At 61.8% G+C, this 17,628-nt stretch carries 10 protein-coding genes; 2 read left to right on the top strand and 8 right to left on the bottom strand.

Annotated elements, in window-relative coordinates; translation table 11 throughout:
• Nucleotides 1–409 precede the first annotated feature (409 nt).
• Entirely contained in the window at nt 410–3,781 is a 3,372-nt protein-coding gene (locus tag AC3CCE_RS18875) for a hypothetical protein (RefSeq protein ID WP_352626191.1), read from the bottom strand.
• A 308-nt stretch (nt 3,782–4,089) separates the two neighbouring features.
• Here AC3CCE_RS18875 and AC3CCE_RS18870 point away from each other — a divergent pair, with 308 nt between their 5' ends.
• Nucleotides 4,090–4,449 (top strand): hypothetical protein, encoded by a 360-nt coding sequence (locus AC3CCE_RS18870; protein ID WP_352512065.1) that lies wholly within the window; start codon nt 4,090–4,092, stop codon nt 4,447–4,449.
• Nucleotides 4,450–4,663: 214 nt separating this feature from the next.
• Here AC3CCE_RS18870 and AC3CCE_RS18865 read toward each other — a convergent pair whose 3' ends face one another.
• From AC3CCE_RS18865 to AC3CCE_RS18840, 6 genes are all read right to left on the bottom strand, one after another.
• Nucleotides 4,664–6,622, bottom strand: a complete 1,959-nt coding sequence (locus tag AC3CCE_RS18865) for a bifunctional DNA primase/polymerase (protein WP_352512067.1) — start codon at nt 6,620–6,622, stop codon at nt 4,664–4,666.
• A 9-nt stretch (nt 6,623–6,631) separates the two neighbouring features.
• Nucleotides 6,632–7,186: a hypothetical protein gene (locus AC3CCE_RS18860; protein WP_352626190.1), complete on the bottom strand. Its 555-nt coding sequence runs from the start codon at nt 7,184–7,186 to the stop codon at nt 6,632–6,634.
• Nucleotides 7,187–7,219: 33 nt separating this feature from the next.
• A complete protein-coding gene (locus AC3CCE_RS18855; protein WP_352512070.1) occupies nt 7,220–7,444 on the bottom strand; it encodes a helix-turn-helix transcriptional regulator in 225 nt (74 codons plus the stop codon).
• A gap of 127 nt (nt 7,445–7,571) precedes the next feature.
• Nucleotides 7,572–8,927 (bottom strand): tyrosine-type recombinase/integrase, encoded by a 1,356-nt coding sequence (locus tag AC3CCE_RS18850; RefSeq protein WP_352573744.1) that lies wholly within the window; start codon nt 8,925–8,927, stop codon nt 7,572–7,574.
• 240 nt (nt 8,928–9,167) lie between these two features.
• Nucleotides 9,168–9,440 (bottom strand): hypothetical protein, encoded by a 273-nt coding sequence (locus AC3CCE_RS18845; protein ID WP_023706833.1) that lies wholly within the window; start codon nt 9,438–9,440, stop codon nt 9,168–9,170.
• Between the two features lie 248 nt (nt 9,441–9,688).
• Nucleotides 9,689–11,956, bottom strand: a complete 2,268-nt coding sequence (locus AC3CCE_RS18840; protein ID WP_352626189.1) for a DNA/RNA non-specific endonuclease — start codon at nt 11,954–11,956, stop codon at nt 9,689–9,691.
• Between the two features lie 505 nt (nt 11,957–12,461).
• Here AC3CCE_RS18840 and AC3CCE_RS18835 point away from each other — a divergent pair.
• Nucleotides 12,462–13,148, top strand: a complete 687-nt coding sequence (locus AC3CCE_RS18835) for a Crp/Fnr family transcriptional regulator (protein ID WP_023682508.1) — start codon at nt 12,462–12,464, stop codon at nt 13,146–13,148.
• Between the two features lie 30 nt (nt 13,149–13,178).
• Here AC3CCE_RS18835 and AC3CCE_RS18830 read toward each other — a convergent pair whose 3' ends face one another.
• Nucleotides 13,179–17,501, bottom strand: coding sequence for a cytochrome P450 (locus AC3CCE_RS18830; protein WP_488377178.1), 4,323 nt, complete (start codon nt 17,499–17,501; stop codon nt 13,179–13,181).
• Nucleotides 17,502–17,628 lie beyond the last annotated feature (127 nt).

The raw sequence follows: 17,628 nt of genomic DNA, 5'->3' as shown, positions 1-17,628 counted from the left end.
GGAACCAAGATGTAACCCATCATGGCCGGCCTGCGCCGCCTTGACCGAACGCGCGGGCACCGTCCCGTCCAAGTAAGGCAGCACTGGAGGTGCTGACAACGTGACGGGGTCGCCGCAGGCTTCTCCGGCAGTGCTGGCACTCCCGACGCCACCCTAAGACGGCAAAGCAGATTGGTTGCGGCAGCTAGCCTTTCCTACTGAACCGTTCGCCCCCTTTGCGATCAGTTGGAGGCTCATTAGATTTTAGAGTACAGCCGTCGGCAAATGCGGCTGGCGACGTAAAGGCGAGGCTGTGGCCTTGGAATGCAGCGCCGCTTTAGGCAACCGCCAGCATGTCAACGGGTCCGGCGCTGTGGCCAGCACTGAGCAAGCCGCACATAGGTCGTGCTATGGTGAAATATGGCTTGTGCTATTTAGACTTCTCGTCGCCGGCGACGTTCTCCCTGGCGCCCGCTGCAACTGCGAGCAGTTTGTTCAGCTTTGCGTTCCATAGCGGCGTGTCGGCCTTCACGTTGCGCCCAAGCAGGTGCGACGCGAGTTCAGGGTCGAAGTGCATTCGCAAAACGATGTCGCGCACGGCAGCATCCTTGTTCGGCAGTGTCGCGACGAAGATGCGGACCGTTCGTAGGATGCTACCGCCTTTGAGAACGCCGAAGCGCGCCTTCAGACCGCCCTCGAGCAGGTTCCACGCCTCTTCGGATTTTTTGCGTTTGTAGAGCGACGCGGCACTGCCTGGGTGAGAGAGTTCCTTCTGCGGCTTCAGCAGTCTGTGTGCCTGCCTGAGCGTGTTCATCTCTTCGGGTGAGAAGACAGCAGCGAGAGTTGTTTCGTGCTCGTTGAAAAGGTTCTCGAGCTTGTTGAAGTCGATCGGCCGGGTGGCGTCGGACGTGCGCTGCACCGCCGGACTGCTGACTCGCTGAGCCAAATAGTCGACCACCGACGATTTGAGACCAGCAATCGCTCGCTTGTTTGTGCCGATCTCGCCGACCATCGACTTCATGGCATTGGCAGGGTCGCCGGACTGGAAGACGGAAGAAACCGCATTCACCGGATCCTTGCCGATCGCCAGTCCGAGAGCACCGCGGTTCTTTGTCGTGTCTGACAGGCGGGTCTCGGCATCCCTCACACCAGCCGCCAAGCTGCCCGCTCGCTCGGCGCCTCCGTTTACCGAGCCAATGAGGTTGTCGATCTCTGACTTGAAACCAGGCGCAGCATCAAGCGCATCGCCCCACTGATTGCGCCAGCGACGAAGTGCGTCCGGCCGAAACTGACTGGAGGCCGGATCGATAGCGCCGCTCTCAGCAAGATCTGCCACCAGGTAACGTCGGACCTCCACCTGGGCAGCAGCAGGATCCGGCACCGAGTTCAGTGCGCGTCGCAAGCTCTCGACCTTCTCTGGCTGGCCAGGTCGCAAGAAGCGATCCGCGGTTGCCGACGGCGGGGACAATGTCCGCGCGCCGCGATCTGCATTCACGTCGCGTCGGAAGCGTGTAGCTTCATCACCCGGGCCTCGGTTCCAGACCGGAGCGAATTCCTGGCTGTAAATTCGCTGCGCCTCGGCGGCACGGGCGCCGGCGGGAGTGCTCTCTGCAGCCAGCCGTTCAGTTTCTCGGTTCAGAGCCTGCTGAAGCGCCTGGACATTGTCGGCGAGTGCGAAGTCGCCGGCGGTCCGCGCCTTGGCGAGAGTGGCGGCGAGTTCGGGACGAAGCGCATTCAACTCGCCGAAGCTGATCGTGCCTGTGCCGCCAGCGTCGGGCGCCAAAGCGGCAATTCGGTCCAGCGTGCGCGTTGGAAGCACGCTGCCCGGATCGTTCAGCCGGCCCAGGCTCTGGCGGATCGATTGCGCGGCTTGGATGATCGGCGCCGCATCCCGGATCACTGTCCGTTCAGGATCAACTGAAGCGAAAGCAGCATTCTTGCGCTCCTGCATCGGGCGCAATGACTGATCGACGACGTGAGTGTCGAGATTGCGGCTCGCAGCCACTTTCTGACCGGCGCCGGCGGCGAACGGGGCGGCCGTAGTCTTCATCTGCTCGGCAGCGCCCTGCTCAGCAGACTTCGCAGTTGCCAGCTCCGCCTGCGCGGCCGCTTCCCGACTTTGTTGCATATTGGCCGCGGCGTCCGTGAAGTCCCGTGAGTTTGAACCGGGGGGCGCCATTTCGGAGACGATCTGCGAGGCGCGGGCGTTCGTTGCGCGGTCACGCTGGATAAATGGCTTCGGGTTCTTTGATCGCGCCTCGCGCTCCAAGAGCGTCAGGCCGACGTCCCCTGACAGCGCGCCGGTGGTCGGCAACTGTCCTTCGCTTGCAAACTGTCGAGCGTCCGCCGTCCCCTCCCGAATAGCGGCTGCTGCTTGGGTTGGGTTAGACGCCTGGGCTTGCACTGCCCTCGCCGCCTCGTCCATTTCCGAGCGGGAAAACCGGCGACCGGCATCCGCATAGACAGGGGCCGCAGGATCCGCCTTGCCGACAACAAGATCACGACCGACGGTCTCGGCGAGGTCTTTGGCGCCCGAGCCAACGCTGTGAACGCCGGCGCCGCCAATGCCGCCGATGAGCGCAGCCACCATCGGGCCGAACGAGCCAAGACGATCCTTCATCCAGTCCGGTACATAGTCGTCGTAGCTTGATACGGTCGCACCTGCGCCTGCGCCCGCTGCTGCGTCGCCGACGAGCGCACGGGGCGCTTCCTTGTAGGGCGCGGCATACCCGCCCAGGATAGAGGCTAATCGTCCTTCGGCTTGCGTCGCCGCCTGGACGGGAGCACTTGCCAGGGAGGCACCCCCGAGCACCGCGCCAGTTCCAAATCTTGTAGCTTCGCCGATCATCCGGGTATTGGCGGACACTTCGTCCGGTCCAATCAATTTGCCCCCGACAGCGTCGTGCCCCTCGGCTGCCTTGCTGGCGATCCAATCTGAACCCATGAAGGGCTCCCTGAACCGGTAGTCGATACCGTCCCCGCCGACGAGACGCGCTCCCCGATCGGCCGCGGCCAAGGACAGGTTCAAGCCTGCCGTGGTCAGATCGACAGGGGCGCCAATGAAGTCTGCCACGCCGCGATCGGCCTTCTGCATGACGTAGCGGACAGAGTTTTCGAGGGTAGGCTCAGGTGTACCGGCGACGGCGCGGCTTTCCGGCAAGTCTAGCTCTGGGGCGAGCGGCTGCACATAATCGGAGCCCGGAACCTGCGGAGGCGGCGTGTCGAACTGGTCAAACGGGTTGGCGCCAGCCTGCGGCTCTGCGGCCGCGTCCGGGAGGTGCCCGGTAGCCGCAACGGCTTGCCGCCTATCGAGCGTGTCAACATCCGGTGCCATAGCATCGTGCATGGCTCCGTACCGGCTTTCCGCCGTATTCTCGTCGGGGTAAGACGGCCAGGAGCCGAGGCCGCCGTGCTGAACCGATTCATTCGCTCCTTGATCGGGCGGGAGAATTTTGCCGTCCCAAACCGTCGGAAAGTTGTAGGTCTTTCCGTCGATCTCTTGCGATGACTGATACAAGGTAGAAACGCCGCCGTCAGGGTTACGGACGAATTTCCCATTGTTCATATCGTCGAGATGATGCTGGTAAAGGTTCTGCTCCTGCGGCGTCAGATTGAGCGCAGGCACCTTGGCCATCGACGGCCATTTCGGTTGCTGTTGCGACTCACTCGGCGGGACACCAGCCGGCTCATCGAACTGATCGAACGGGTTGGGAGCCTTGGCCTTGGCAGCCGGCGTGTCGAACTGGTCGAAGGGATTGGGCGTGGGCTGGACGCGACGGCCAGTGTCCTCGAGCATCGTCATGAGGTGCACTCAGGGAAAGGCCGATGCAGCGACTCCCGGCACATAACGCTCGCTCTAGGAAATAATACCCAATTTGGAGCTGCAGGGCAAACGGTTTGTCGGAAATTCGACCGGTGAGATGGGGTTGTCGTTTTTGACCAACCGGTCAAACTTTCGATTGACGGAACGCTGGACGGAGAATCGTATGGGTTACAAGATACCCTCGCTGGCGCCGGTGCCGCAAACATCGCCGTGCGAGCGTCCAGCTAATTGGGGGTAGACGCAAAAGCCTCGCTCGATACGCCGGCTGCGCGCCGGCGTGAGGTGCATTGCATTTTGTGGGACAGCGTTGCTTTGATCGTGGGGATCACTGGGCTAGTCTGCTCGTTTTCGCCGGCGCGTTGGGTCACGTTTTGGCAAATTTAGCCGGCGCCCCGATCAAGCCATTCTGGCTCGTCACCATCTCGTTCTCCACCGTAATTGCCACGGCTCTTACCTGCGCAGGTGTTTATTTGAGCGCCAGGTACTGGCATGCGCTGAGTGCCGCCGAGGCTGCGAACTATGTGCTGGAAAGCTTCGAGAAGTTGATCGCAACCGCAATAGTCGGCAGCGGCATTATGGCGTCGCTAGTGGCGCATCCCGGAGTCACGGATCAGCTGCGTGAGCACCTGGATCGGCCAGCAGCCTAAATTGCCCCAGCCCTGACCACTCTTGCAAACTCCGGCGCGCTCCCGGGGAAACAAAGCCTGAGCCAGAGGGAGGAACAAACATTGGCATGTCCGGACGCGAACAACGAACACATCTATAAGGATGTGTTCGTGTTTGTTCGCTGTTGTCCGATACAGACCCCTGGCGAACAAAGCGAACATGTTACGCTCTGTTCGTGTTGTTCGCTCTTGCAAATTACGTAACCGCGGGAGCCTCAAAGGTGCCCCAAACGTGGCCCTCGAAGCCTTGAATGGCGCCTTTTTCGCGTAGCCACTCGCGGGCTCGATTGAAGGCCATCCGACGAGCAGGCGGGTTGCCCGCCGACAATTCCAGAGCATCACATTCGTCTCGCCAGGCCTCGACGGAAATAACCTTGCACTGCGGCCAGCCGGCCCCACTCTTGAGCACGCCGTCCCGCTCGATCGCCACATCGAGCGCTTGCATTGCGACACGATTGGCTCTCGACCATTTCGCTGTTTTGTCCGGCCCCACGGTCGCATCCAGGATTGGTACGAGCGTCCCGCAACTGGGCGCCAGACTGAAGCCCCAGGAACCGGTGCTGTCGGCGTCTTTGTGCCGCTCGACGGCCAAGCAGCTCGTGCGGGCGTCCTTGTCGCCCTCGACCCGCAACCGGCTGTCGAATGATCCCCAGAAGTGAGTGTGCATTCGAGCGCGGCTGTCATCCTGCCAGCCGGTGTGCGCGACAGTGAGTGTCGCCGCGCCGGTCTGCGACATGATGTGTTGGATGGCTCGTACCCAGGCTCGAGCAGTCGTGTCCTCGACTTCAGTCCCGCTCATCGTACCGCCGAAAATGTCAAGCACCAGAAGATCGATAGCGCCGTGAGCCTCTATTTCCTTGAGCAGCCATTCAACATCAGATTTTACGTCGAGGCTGATCTCGTTGGGTAAGAGCAGCGCACCTCGCCTGTCAGGATCCACTTGGTAGTGGTCGTACCAACCGGGCACGCGGAGCCTGCCAACACCATTGGCGCCCTCAGTGGCCACCAGCAGAGATCGGCCCTTTTGAACCGGGCGACCGTGCCAGTCGCGCCCTGTGTCTACACTCAGAGCAAGGTCAACTGCCAGGAACGATTTGAAGGTGTTCGAACGACCGAACATCAGGGCTGCCGATCTCTTCTGGATCACGCCTTCGACCAGCCATTCTGGCGCAGGCATCCGGAGCATTTCGGCGTAAGTGAGAATGCGGCGCCGGCGATCCGGCTCGTGAACAGGAAGCTGTCGATTGCGAAAGCGCTCAGCCCATGCGGCGATGTTGGCTTGGACGTCCGCCGACGGCGGCGGCACATTGACTTCTTCGGCGAACTCGCCCGCCGCGGTCTTTCCGCCAAAGCTGCCTTGGCCATATGCGTAGGCATTAGCGATCTTGACCTGCAGCTCGTCCGGCAGCCACGACGGGTCCGCTTTCGTTTCGTTCCAGTGATCGGCCATCAGGTCAAAGGCCATCCCCTCGCTGACTCCCATCGCGCGCAACTCGGCGCAGACGCTGAACGTCGTTCTGTCGCCGTTGGCGCCTTCGAGCGCTTCCGGCGCGGGGCCTTCGAGCCAAGCAATGGCCCTGGCGATGTTGGCCGGCAAGTCCGGCTGGACCAACCATTCGTCAGCGCGATCGACGCGCAAGGTCGTCTTGGTCTCGATAATGTCGAACAGCCACGAAGGGCAAGGTGCCGGCGGCGTATCGATTTCGAGTTCGTATTTGTTGCGACCGATGTTTGAGCCCTGCCAGAGCACGAGGTTACCATCGCCTCGCGTGTCGAGGCCGGGGAAGCCTTCGATGTTACCCTCACGTCCACTGTGCCGATCGCCGACGGCGACATAGACGTGCGTGCCGCCTGTTGGCGTGCGGACGCGCAGCGAGGTCGGCAGCCCCATCATCTCGAGCATTTCGAGGGAAGCAGCCCCTGGCTTGCCGTTCTTCACATCGACATCGACAACGACCAGGCCGGCGCCTGTAGCGACGCCGATATTCCAGTTGGGGTTTTCACCCCACCACTCGCGGATCCGGCTCTCGTCAGTTGTGGCGGCGGCCTGCCAGCCTTTTGCCCAAGGGATTTTGCTATCGCGCCACACCGGGAAACCCGGAAGCCGCGAGATGCGGCGTCGAGCGCCGCGGTAAGCTTTGTGTTGTTCATGCACTGCGCCTCTTCAAGAACGCAGAGGCCGGCAGGGAAAGGCGTCGCCCGCCCCTACCTTAACGATGCGACTGCCTTCACGATCGATCTGGCAGATCCACACTCCCGGATTGTGGTACTCGACAAAAACGCGCCATCTCTCAGCGTCGTCCGCCGCGACAATCAGGATGAGATGCTTCACGCCCGGCCTGTCCGCCAACTTGTCGGCGTCGGAGTAGGCAGCCTCGCAGTCCTTTTCCTGCAGATCCACCAGAGGCAGCAGCGTGTTGTTTTCCGCGATAATGAAAACCACGTTACAGCACCAAAGGCAGGTGTGGACCAAGAGGTCTCGCGGCAACGATTCCGGGCCTAGCCGGAAGGGCGTGTCCCGGATCAACACCGATCCAGCATTGCCATCCTGGATTTCAGTGATCCAGTCGTCGACGCAGTGTTGGCGAGGCTTTTCCCCGTGGTCGCGCGTCCAGATAACTACATCGAATGGCCGCCCTTGGCCTTCACGACCGATTGTGGTATTCATGATCCGCCTATTTAATTTTGCCCGGTGGAAGCCCTGTGCTTCGCCGGGCATTTTTGTTTCGGGAAATTTACGAGATCGGGCCGGTCAGGCAGGCGCCTGCTCGCATCCTGCAAACGCCAGGATATCGGCGACGCGATACGCCAATCGGCGCGGGCCGATGCGCACGAACTTCGGGCCGGAGCCAGTCATCCGCCAGCGCTCCAAAGTGCGCGCCGACACACGCAACGTTTCGGCCGCCTCTGGAGGCGTCAAAAGAGAAGCACCGCCCATTTGGGAGGCAGCATCGAGATTGATTGTTGCTGAGGTCACCAGCGACTCCTGTGTCAAAACAGGGGGAGCGCCGTGATGCTAAAAAGCGCGACTGCTCCCCGGAAGGGATACAGATCGCGCAGCGAATTCGATCGGCGTTTAACGCTAGCTCGACAGGAATACTATCCTAGATGCTCGTGGCGCGCAAGTGCGGGCTTTGCGGTGTAGATCGCGAGTGTATCGGAATCACGTTCGGGGCATCCGCCGGCGGCTCGACCAAGCTGCCGACGTGCTTGGCCCAAAGTTCGGCAGCCTCGCGCCGCTCGTCGGTTTTAGGCTCGCGGTCATAAATCTCGATCAGTTCTTCACGCGCGTGGTTGAGCATCATTTCCGCGAGCTCTGAATCTACGCCGAGCTTGCGAAGGCCCGAGCGGAAAGTCCGCCTGAGATCGTGAAGCGTGAACGACACGCCCGAGAGCTTGACCAACTCGCCCTGGCGCTTGGACCAGTTCGAAATGGCGCTGCCCTTGTTTCGGCCGGAAAACACGTAAGGGTTCTCCGCGAAGCGCGGCTGCCGATCGACCAGGAGGCGAGCCTCTACCGTCAACGGGACCGCGTGGGCGCGGCCGTTCTTCGCTACGCCGGCCGGGATCGTCCAAATTCCGGTCCCGGCATCGATATCATCCCATTGGAGCAGAGAGGCTTCTGTCCGGCGCTGACCAGTGAGTAGCAAGAGGCGGACATAGTCGCCGTAGGGTTTGGCGACCTTTTCGCAGGCGCCCCAAACAATCTTGATTTCCGCGTCTGACAGCGCCCTGCCCGTCCGGCCAGTCATTTGTGCGCGCGTGATGCGCTCGCGGCGCCAGCCGGCCAGCGGGTTGGCGTACATCAGACCTCGGCCAACGGCCCAATTGAAGAAAGTGTGTGCCTTGGTTCGAAAGTCTGCCGCGGCGCCAGGGCCGCCAACTCTTCGCTTCACCTTCGAAACGCTCTTCTTTAAAGCGCCCGAGGTCTTCGACGTCTTCTGCATTGCCGTATCGGCAACGGACTGTTCCTCGATCTTGGCGATCCGTGCAGCAATCAGCTGGCGGTCGATCGACGGGAGGTCAATCTGATCTATCGGCCCGGGCATGTAGCGCTTCAGGTTTCGCACGATCTGCTCAGCGTGGACAACGTGCCGCTTTTTCAGGTGGGTCTCGTAGCTCTCGAGCGCCCGATCCAGGCGGGCGGCATCTCGCCGAGCCACTGCCTTCCGATCGGCCTGTGGATCGGCACCGCCGGCAATCTGGCCGAGATAGGTTTGCGCAGCCGATCGGGCAGCACCGAGCTTGACCTTCTCGATGTCGCCAAGAGTCATTCTCCGCTTGGTAGCGGCGCGCCCGCCACCAGCTGGGCGGTACATCAGGATGAAAACCTTTCGGCCCGACGGGAAACACCGCACGCCAAAGCCAGAGATTTTGGAGTCCCACAATACATATTCGCCGGCGGACGGTGCCGCGATAGCCCGAATGCGCTCCTCAGTGAGATTTGCCTTGTCGACCACGAACACCCCTCCTTTCTTCTGGAACCACATTGGAACCATCGAACTGCGGTCATTGTAGGCGAACTGTCGGCTTATGTCGTCTAATTTCGTAAGGGAAACCCGGCACTTGTCGGCAAGCGCGGATTAGAGCGTTTCTACGCGTAGAGCGAACTCACTCTTCACACGGGTGGGGTCGCAGGTTCAATCCCTGCATCGCCCACCATTTTCTTTCCCGGAACAGCACACTCCAAGCCAGCACTCCTAGCAGCTGCAACTCGCCCCTTCCCCACCAAAATTCTTCTGCGCAAAGTTCAACGCGCTTGAGTAGCTCGTGTAGCTCTGGAACTGGCATACATCGGATCCGTTCCGCACCTTCATCTGCTCGAGATCCCAGAACGAAACCTCGATGTGATCGTTGGCGCAGTAGACCGTGTATTTTTCAGGCTCCAGCGCTCGTGCCTTCTGCGCCGGGATGGAGACGGCAGGAATGGAAAGCACGGAAAGTGCAAGCATGATGGCGTGACGTGTGCGCATGTAAAAACCCCGAATGAAAACCAGCCCGTATTATTGCCGCTATCTCGACGCGCTGCATCACGGCTTTTTGACGAACGACTTCTTTCCGGTGCCCGGCTCGCCGTCAGCTATGTGCTGATCCAGATCTCCGCTGTGTTGGCGCTAATTGGTACCGCTCGGGGGCGCGTGGCCGGCAGCAGGGAGGTCGGCTTGGATTGCGTCCATTCGGTCATGGTGTTCCCTGCAAGGCATCGCAGCGCCGCGCGAGCCTAAGCCTTCTTCTTTCGTCTCCGTGATCCCGCCCGCATTGCAATTTCGCCGCCACGAACCGTTTCGTACTGGTCGGCGTCGACAATCGATTTGTCGAAGGTGAGGCCGGTCATTTCGGAGATTTCGGTTAGCGGGTACATGGCGCCGATGAATTCGTCGGAGACGGCAAACTCCAGCTCCGTGTCCGACAGATCCTGTTCGAGGACGAAGCCATAGCTGGCGAGCCCGTCTGTGACGCGCGCCACGATCACCTTCCAGAAACGGCGCGGCACCGGCGCGCGAAGACTTGTTCCCTTGGGGCCTTTGCCGGCAAAGGTTCGGTCATCATCGGCGAGCACCGGGCCAGCGAAGACACACAGCCGTTCGCTCGCCGCCTCCGACAGGACGTGGTTCTCAAGATCGCCCCAGTTCTTCTCACCGCTGTCGGAGCGGTTGTAGCCCTCGACCTGGGGCGAGCAATTGGTGACATGGAAGGAGCAGACATTGCCCCTGAGCAGCAGCTCGAAGGTGCTGCCCCAGGCTACGTCATCGCGCCTGACGATATGACCCTTGTCGAAGGCGCCCTGATCCTGGGTGTAGAAGACGTCGGGGATCTGGTACTTGTCGTCGAGCCGCAGATCCGCGAACCAGCGCTCGCTGAACAGGCCGCCGCGCGAATAGTTGCGGCCCTTTTCCGGCTCGCGCAGATTGCTCTCCTCGGTGACGTTGGAGGCGGTGAACAGCGCCAGCCGCCGCTTGGCGTGCATCTTGAGCGAAAAATTCTGGTAGTCGAGTTGCGTGCCGCCGGCCTTGAGCGGCGCCAGCACGGAGAGGTCGGTGGCCTCAGGCATCGGCACAACGACCGGCGCGAGTTTAGTGCCGCCAGAGAGAAATTTCTCGTCGTAGCCCTTATAGCCGGCATAGTCCGCGACCGTTTTGGGAACGAATGCGCCGCCTGGAGGGGTCGGCTTGGCCGCTTCGAGCTCGACCGATTCCGTGACCGCTTCATGGGCAGGCGTTGCGCCGAGCGAGACGGTGATGCGCAACGGCACTTCGAAGGTGACGCTGCCGCCCGGCGAAACGACGACGCCTCCGGATGGAGGCGTCTGGGTGGCGACGCCCGGGATCTGCTGGACGCCGCCGACTTCAACCAGGTTTACGCCCTCGGCCGGCGACCCGCTGTCCGCCTTGTTCCACCATGCGCCCCAATCGTTTGGGCCGCCGCTGGCGGCGCCGGCGAAATTGAGGCCGAGGTCGACGACACGCTGGTCCTTGGCCAGCGCGCCGGTCGGCACGGCGTAGTTACGCTCGAGATAGCGGCCGGCGAAATGCAGCGCCACGACCTCGCCGGTGGCGAGGTTGATCATGGCGGTACCGGAGTTGCCGCCAGTGGTCGAGCAATCATGTGTCGCCGCGCTGACGATCTTGCCGAAACTCTCCGTATCGAAGCCGCCCTGCTGCAGCATGCCCGGTTGCAGGCGCTTGACCTGGAAACGATTGCGCATGAGCTCGTTCTGGACATCGACCGCGTTGCGATTGTCGAACGCGGGATAGCCGATGGCGACGACTTCCTGGCGCAGCATATCGCGCGCGTCGGCGACCGCGAGCGACAGCGGCGTGATGTTGTCGGGCAGGCCTTCGACTTCGAGGATCGCCATGTCCCAATAGGGATGGATCATCCGGACATTGCGGATCTTGAAGACGTTTCCCGCCGCCGAATCGCGCTTGAAGTCGATGCCGGCGGCGCGGCCGTTGATGAATTGCAGATTGCGGTCGCCAAGGCCGTCCGCAAATATCTGCGCCACATGACGATTGGTCATCAACAGGTTGCGGCCGACGACGAAGCCCGTGCCGCCGTAAGGGATATTGGTGTTCCACAACAGTTCGATACGCCCGATCGCCGGCAGGGCGGCTTCGATGCGCTGCTTCAATGCGGCCTCGCTGGTAAGCTTCGTCCACAGCGAATGGCCAGGTGTCGGAGCGCCGTCGAAAGTCAGCGTCGTAAAGGTGCCATCCTTGATGTCATAGACCGGCCGCAACTCCGGGATGATTATGGCTTCCAGATCGGAAAGCTGCTCGGGCGCGACTTCGGCGCCCCGCGCGAGGCTCTCCATGCCAGCGCGCGCCGATTCAAACGCCGCCTCCGTCTTGCCGGCTTCCGCAGGCGCAAGGGATTCCAGAGCGCCGCCTGCCATCGTCTCCACGTTGCCGAGGACCGATTCAGTCCCCTCGCCCCCGGTGACGAGATCGAGATATTGACGGATTCGCTGCTCTCTGCTGACCGGCATAGTCGCCCCCAAAGGTTCTGTCGAAGTAAATAACTGTATTGCCCCATTTTAGACTGGTGCAATTCTGATTGGCAGGCAAGGAAACAAATCAACTCGCGTCGAAGATGACCGGAGTGCAACGTCGGCATGTCTTTGCCGCAGTCGCTCGCGCGGTGTATGACGCTCGCATTATTTCAGCGATGCCGTATGTGATCTCCGTCACAGACGCTCACGCTGTTTGCGCCCAGCTATCGCAACAGGCGGAAAGGCCATTGCGGCCGCTCGGTTTTACAGAAATTTATCACCTAACCATTTTAATCAGTTGGCGCCTGCACGCGCGGCTCCTCCCGCCGCGCGTGCAGACGGCTTTCCGCCCGGCACGAGCCAGGCACTGGGCGCGACCACTGCGCCACGCCTTTAGAAGGCGTAATCGCAAGGGATGAACGCCGGCCTTTGACGCGGTGCACTCTTGCCTTAGACTTCGGCCCTTAAACTTCGCCGATTGCGGCAATTGGGAATTTGGAACATGGCTTTTGGCGGCCCCAACGACAGAAACGATCTGCCGCGCCTGGCACGCATCGATCCAAAGCTGTTCGATATCCTGTTCAGCGGCTGCAAGGTCGAGCGCTACGCCGCCGGCCAGCATCTGTTCGTTCAGGAAGATGCCGCCGACCGGATCTACGGGGTCATGAGCGGCACGGTGGAAATCTCGATCTATTCGCCCGGCGGGCAGAAGCTGGTGGCCAATATCGAGCTGTCGCGCAGCCTCGTCGGCGAGATCGGCGCGCTTGACGGGCGGCCACGCACCGCCACCGCCATCTGCCTGACCGCTTGCGAGCTGGTTTCGCTCAGCAGGACACAACTATTTGATCGCATTGAGAAAAATCCACCGCTGGCACGCGCGATGATCGAACTTCTGTGCGCCCGGCTGCGCTGGGTCAGCGGCGAACTCGGCGACCAGGCCTTCTTCGGCATCGAGGCGAGGCTCGCCAAACGCCTGGTCTTCCTGGCCAAGGTGATGGCCGACAGCGCCGGCTGGATTCCGATCTCGCAATCGGAACTCGGAGAGTTCCTCGGCGCCACGCGCGAGTCCGTCAACAAGACGCTCAACGACTGGCGCAACCGCTCGTTCATTGCCATCAAACGCGGCGGCCTGCGCATCACCGACACCGGGGCGCTGCGCCATATCGCCGAATCGCAGGACGACGACTGACGCCGATCCCGAATCAGCCCCGGCCAAGACTCAGAGCCGCGAAATCAGGTAGCGCAGCGCCGAGCGGCTGGGCATGAAGAAGTATCCACCACCCTTGGTGGTGACGAATTGCGGCATGTCACGGAGCGTCGTGACCTTTTCCCATGACGGAATGGTGAACCTGCCATCACCGCTGCGCGAACCAATCGTCGGGTCCTTTTCAGCGACGAGGCCCTGGAACGTGGCCGACGAAACCCAGGTCTGCTGAATGAATTCGTACTGGCGCTCTATGTCGGCGTTGAGGCACATGAACAGCAGCCCTTTTTCGACCTTGCCATTCTTGCCGTCCTGCTTCTCATAGGTACGGCCGACCCGCAGGATACGATGGCGCTTGCCGATATTGATCTGCGTATCGCGGTCCTCACCCAGCGAGTCGCGTGGGTTGGAACGGCGAATGTGGGCACCAAGCGGGCAGCGATGGCCTTGCGGATCCTCGGCGCCAGCCGCGAAGTTGTTGTCGATGACGCGTCCCGGATGATCGGGGTTGCGCACCAGCGAGCTACCGTTCTGCCAGCGGCCGAGCATCTTGGCGGCAATCCAGTCTTGCGTGATGGCTTGGTTGCCGAGTTGGCTCGCGACCAAGGCTGCAGCCTTTTTGCAGTAGTTGTTGAAGACGTCGACGTGCTGCTCGAACTGGCGAATAACCAGGAATGAACCGTTGCGCCCGAAATCGCGCGGCGGTGGCGGCAGGCCCGGAATCAGCCGGCTACGGCGCACCTGAGAAAGGATTCCGGTCCGATCGCGTGATGCGCTTACCGAGGGCGAGGCTGGATAGAACCCATGCTCATCACGATAGCCGAACAGGAACTCGCCGGGCGCGACCAGATGCATGTGCGCGGCGCCCCTGCTGGCGCGGGTCGTGCCCCGGACAATCGGCTGCGAAATCCCGTCCGCGAAACCGAAATGCTCGTAGGCTGGCCCACGTTCCGACCGATCGTCACGCTTTGCCCCGTCGGACGATTTCGTCTTCGTGTCGGTCGGACCCCGGTTTACGGCGAGCGGCAGTTCGGCGACGACCTTCATGCCTGCACCGGTCGTCTTTCGTCTCACGGTGGCAATCTCGGTCTTCAACCGTCCCAGGTCTTCAGCATAGCAGACGATGACCAGGTCCACAGGGTTCTCCAACGACCCCCACTCCCATTCGTCCGGGCCGTCGCGGCCTCGGTCGTCCAGTATGCGCCCACGCTCGGGATTGCCCATGCCATGGCGAAAGGCGATCGGAAATGTTTCCAGTGGATCGCCCTCCACACCCTCGTCGAGCCCAAACTGCCGCAGGCCACCGGGACCAAAGGCGACTATCATAGCTCGCCCGGCGGGCCTGCCTTCGCCGAAACTCGTCTGCTCGACAACGAAATCGAGCCAGGCTCTGCGCTTGGGCGCCGGCAACTTGTCCGGCACCCGGATCGCAAGCATATGCGAATAAGCGAGCGGGCCGAGCGGGCCGAAGAAGATGGACTGGATCTCGCCGGTTTCCAGCTGCTGTTCGAGAGGCGCCGGAAAGGCAGAGCTGATATTGGCCAGCAGCGAAGTGGTCTTTTGAACGGTGGTTGTTTCGCTCGCCGGGCGCCGTAGCGAACCGAACAAGCTCAGCCAGTCGCGCGCCTCGTTGCCGACGGCGGAAGCAATGCCGCGCCTGACCCGGGAATTGATCCGGATGCGCTCTGTGTTGATTTGGGGATAGGCGGAGTACCAGAACAGGGTCGGCACCTGCTGGCGCCGCGCCCAGCGCTTGAAACGATCGCCGTCGCGCGCGCCGTCCAGGAACAGCCATCGTGTGCGTGGATAGCCCACGGTGTTGCTCCACAGGCCGGTCAGGCCAGCGGACGCCTTGGCGATGAAGTCCTCAAGATAGCTTTCCCAGCTGCCGCCGTAGTTGGAGAAGAACATCAATCGGTTGGAGCCGGGCAGCAGTATCCAGCGGGCGAAATGGATGGTGTTGATGGTGTTGAGGAAGCCTGGCTTGAATACCTTCTGGGCAGCTATCGAGATCAGGTAGAAAGAAAACCTGAGCGCCAGCCGCCGCAGAATGCCGGCCTTCATCGTCGAAATCGCAGTCAGATGGTTTTGTGCCGCGTGGCCCTCCTTGACGAGTATCGCGTTCAATTCAGATATGCCGATCGATGTGCTTTCCGGCCGATCCCTGTCCTCGCGGCGTCGCAGCGCCAGCAAGCACGAAAACGCCAGCAGCGCCGCTGCCACCAACACTCCAAGTCCCGACAACAGAAGTGAGGTGATTGCTACGGCTATGGCGGTGAAGGAGATTTCCTGGGAACTGATGTCGATAGATCTGCCGAACACCACACCGTAGGTCATGTACCAGCAAGCAGCCCAGATGATCGCCACCGTGACGAAGACCGGTGGTACCAGCAACGTCGTCATCAGGGCACGGCCCCAATGACCCGGCGGCTTTTCCAGCAGGCTCTCGGCCGGCTCGAACGCCCAGGCAAACGTCCCTAATGACTGGACATGCTGGCGAACTTCAGCGAGCACGGCGGGAGCGTTGCCGGCGCCTTTGCGTGGCCGCTCGACGATGTCGCGGACAGCTTCGAAAAGCTGCTGCTCGGCCTTGATACGCTGGACCGAGTGCCCCGGCGTGCCCGAAAACACCAGTCCGGCATTGCTGCCGAAGGACGGCGATATGTCGACATTGTGCTTGCGCAGGAAATCGTTCAATGCGCCGCCATCGCGCAGATCGCAGACATCCTTGAAGATCGGCCGCAGCCGGTGCCCGATGGCGTGCGTGACCGCATCGATGACATCGTCGATGCTGCCGTCACCGGAAATCTCGAGAACCAGAGCTCCTTTTTCCTGACCGGAATCAGCGCCGATCTCGCCGGTGCCGACCACGGTCAGGCTGGTGAAGTGGACGGTGCCGGCAATGTCGAGCGCGGTGCGGATATCTTCGACGGCCGGGTTGCCGAGGCTGGCAACCTTGTCGCGGACAGCATCCAGCGACGCGGATCGGGTGACCGGGCAGACCACCGTCACCATGGACTGCGTTACGGTGCGGCAGAGTTCTGCCCGTTCGAAATCGACCTTGAGGGTTTCGGGATAGGCGCCGATGCGGGTCATCCGCCCGGCCTTGCCGGGCATGCGGCGCACGCCCTGCTTCTGGAACAGGGCGCGCAGGCTTTCGCCGATCTGGATCCTGGCGATCTCGGCGCCGATGCACTGATGAATGCCGTGGCCGAACACCATGTAGTCGCGATGCGGGCGCGATGTGTCGAACTGGTCCGGGTTCTGCACGGCGTCGGTATCGAACATCGCCGATAGCGTCGCCGGCATCACCACCGTGCCGGCTTTCACCAGGCGCTCGCGGCGCGTGCCCTTGCCGATGATCGCGTCGCGGGCCGTGTAGCGCCAGGGGCCGACCCAGATCGGCTTGAAGCGCATGGCTTCAAGGACGGCCCTGTCGAGCTTGGCGGTATCGTTTTCGGCCAATGCGGCATCGATAGCCTGCCGTGCGTCGGGCCGCGACAGGATCACGTCGAGGCAATTGCCGGCGGCCAGCACATTGGTCGGGACGAAGCCGGCGATCATGCCCAGCATGATCGAATTGAGGTCATCCCGCGACAGGCGGCCCTGATCCATCTGGACAACCAGCCTCGCCAGCGGTTGCTCGGCCTTCAAGCCCCGGTCCCTGGCCGACTGGATGGAGCGATCGATGACTTTGAGAAGACGGTCGCCCGCCACCACTGCGAGTTCGCGCATGACGGGGCTCGCCGTCGGGTCCGAAAAGAACAGCGCACTCAGCGCGATCGCCCAGTCGGCGAATTCTAATTCATCGTCCATCTCGACGCCGAAATAATCGCGGCAGATGTGCACCGGGACGATCTTCATCAACCTGGAGATCGCATCGAAGCCGGGGCTGGCGCGCGTCATGATCTCTTGCGAATGACGCGCCGCGATCGGCCTGACGGCGGCTTCGACCTCGGCCGGCGGGAATGCACTCAGGACCGACGATTTCATGCGCCGGTAGTCGGCGCCGTCCTGCATGCCGAGGATGAAGTTGGATCCCCGGGCAAGCTCGGTCATTTCCGGGCCGTATGGGGTCTGGAATTCGTCGCCGCGCTCCAATATGTCGCGGACATCGGCGTTCTTGGTGACCACGAGAACGCCGAAGAGCTTGCCGGTCGGCCGGAAACGCCGCAAGAGGGAAAGCGCCCAGCGGGGGTCTTCGGCCAGAGACCCGACGATGCGCGCAATCAGCCCTGTCTTGCGGATCCGGCCGAGATCGAAGGGCGGCATTTCCGACAGCGGGCGCTGGTTTTTCTGGGCCGCGCGAATAGCGTCGAAATACTTCAGTTTGGTCATGCGCGTTCAAGCCCCCCGGCTATCCACGTTATTGCGATGCCGGCCGTTCAACGCCTAGGTTTGCATCGGTTGCACGTATGTGAATCTTTTCACAGTTGGTCCATGTTCCAGCCAGCATTGACGCCAT

The sequence above is a fragment of the Mesorhizobium sp. P160187 genome (assembly GCF_057766425.1).
This window is presented reverse-complemented; position numbering and strand designations above follow the sequence as displayed.

What these genes read in the sequence shown, in the direction of transcription:
- AC3CCE_RS18875 (WP_352626191.1), bottom strand. Translation starts at nt 3,781, where the DNA reads ATGACGATGCTCGAGGACACTGGCCGTCGCGTCCAGCCCACGCCCAAT.
- AC3CCE_RS18860 (WP_352626190.1), bottom strand. Translation starts at nt 7,186, where the DNA reads ATGCCCGGCGAAGCACAGGGCTTCCACCGGGCAAAATTAAATAGGCGG.
- AC3CCE_RS18845 (WP_023706833.1), bottom strand. Translation starts at nt 9,440, where the DNA reads ATGCGCACACGTCACGCCATCATGCTTGCACTTTCCGTGCTTTCCATT.
- AC3CCE_RS18840 (WP_352626189.1), bottom strand. Translation starts at nt 11,956, where the DNA reads ATGCCGGTCAGCAGAGAGCAGCGAATCCGTCAATATCTCGATCTCGTC.
- AC3CCE_RS18835 (WP_023682508.1), top strand. Translation starts at nt 12,462, where the DNA reads ATGGCTTTTGGCGGCCCCAACGACAGAAACGATCTGCCGCGCCTGGCA.
- AC3CCE_RS18830 (WP_488377178.1), bottom strand. Translation starts at nt 17,501, where the DNA reads ATGACCAAACTGAAGTATTTCGACGCTATTCGCGCGGCCCAGAAAAAC.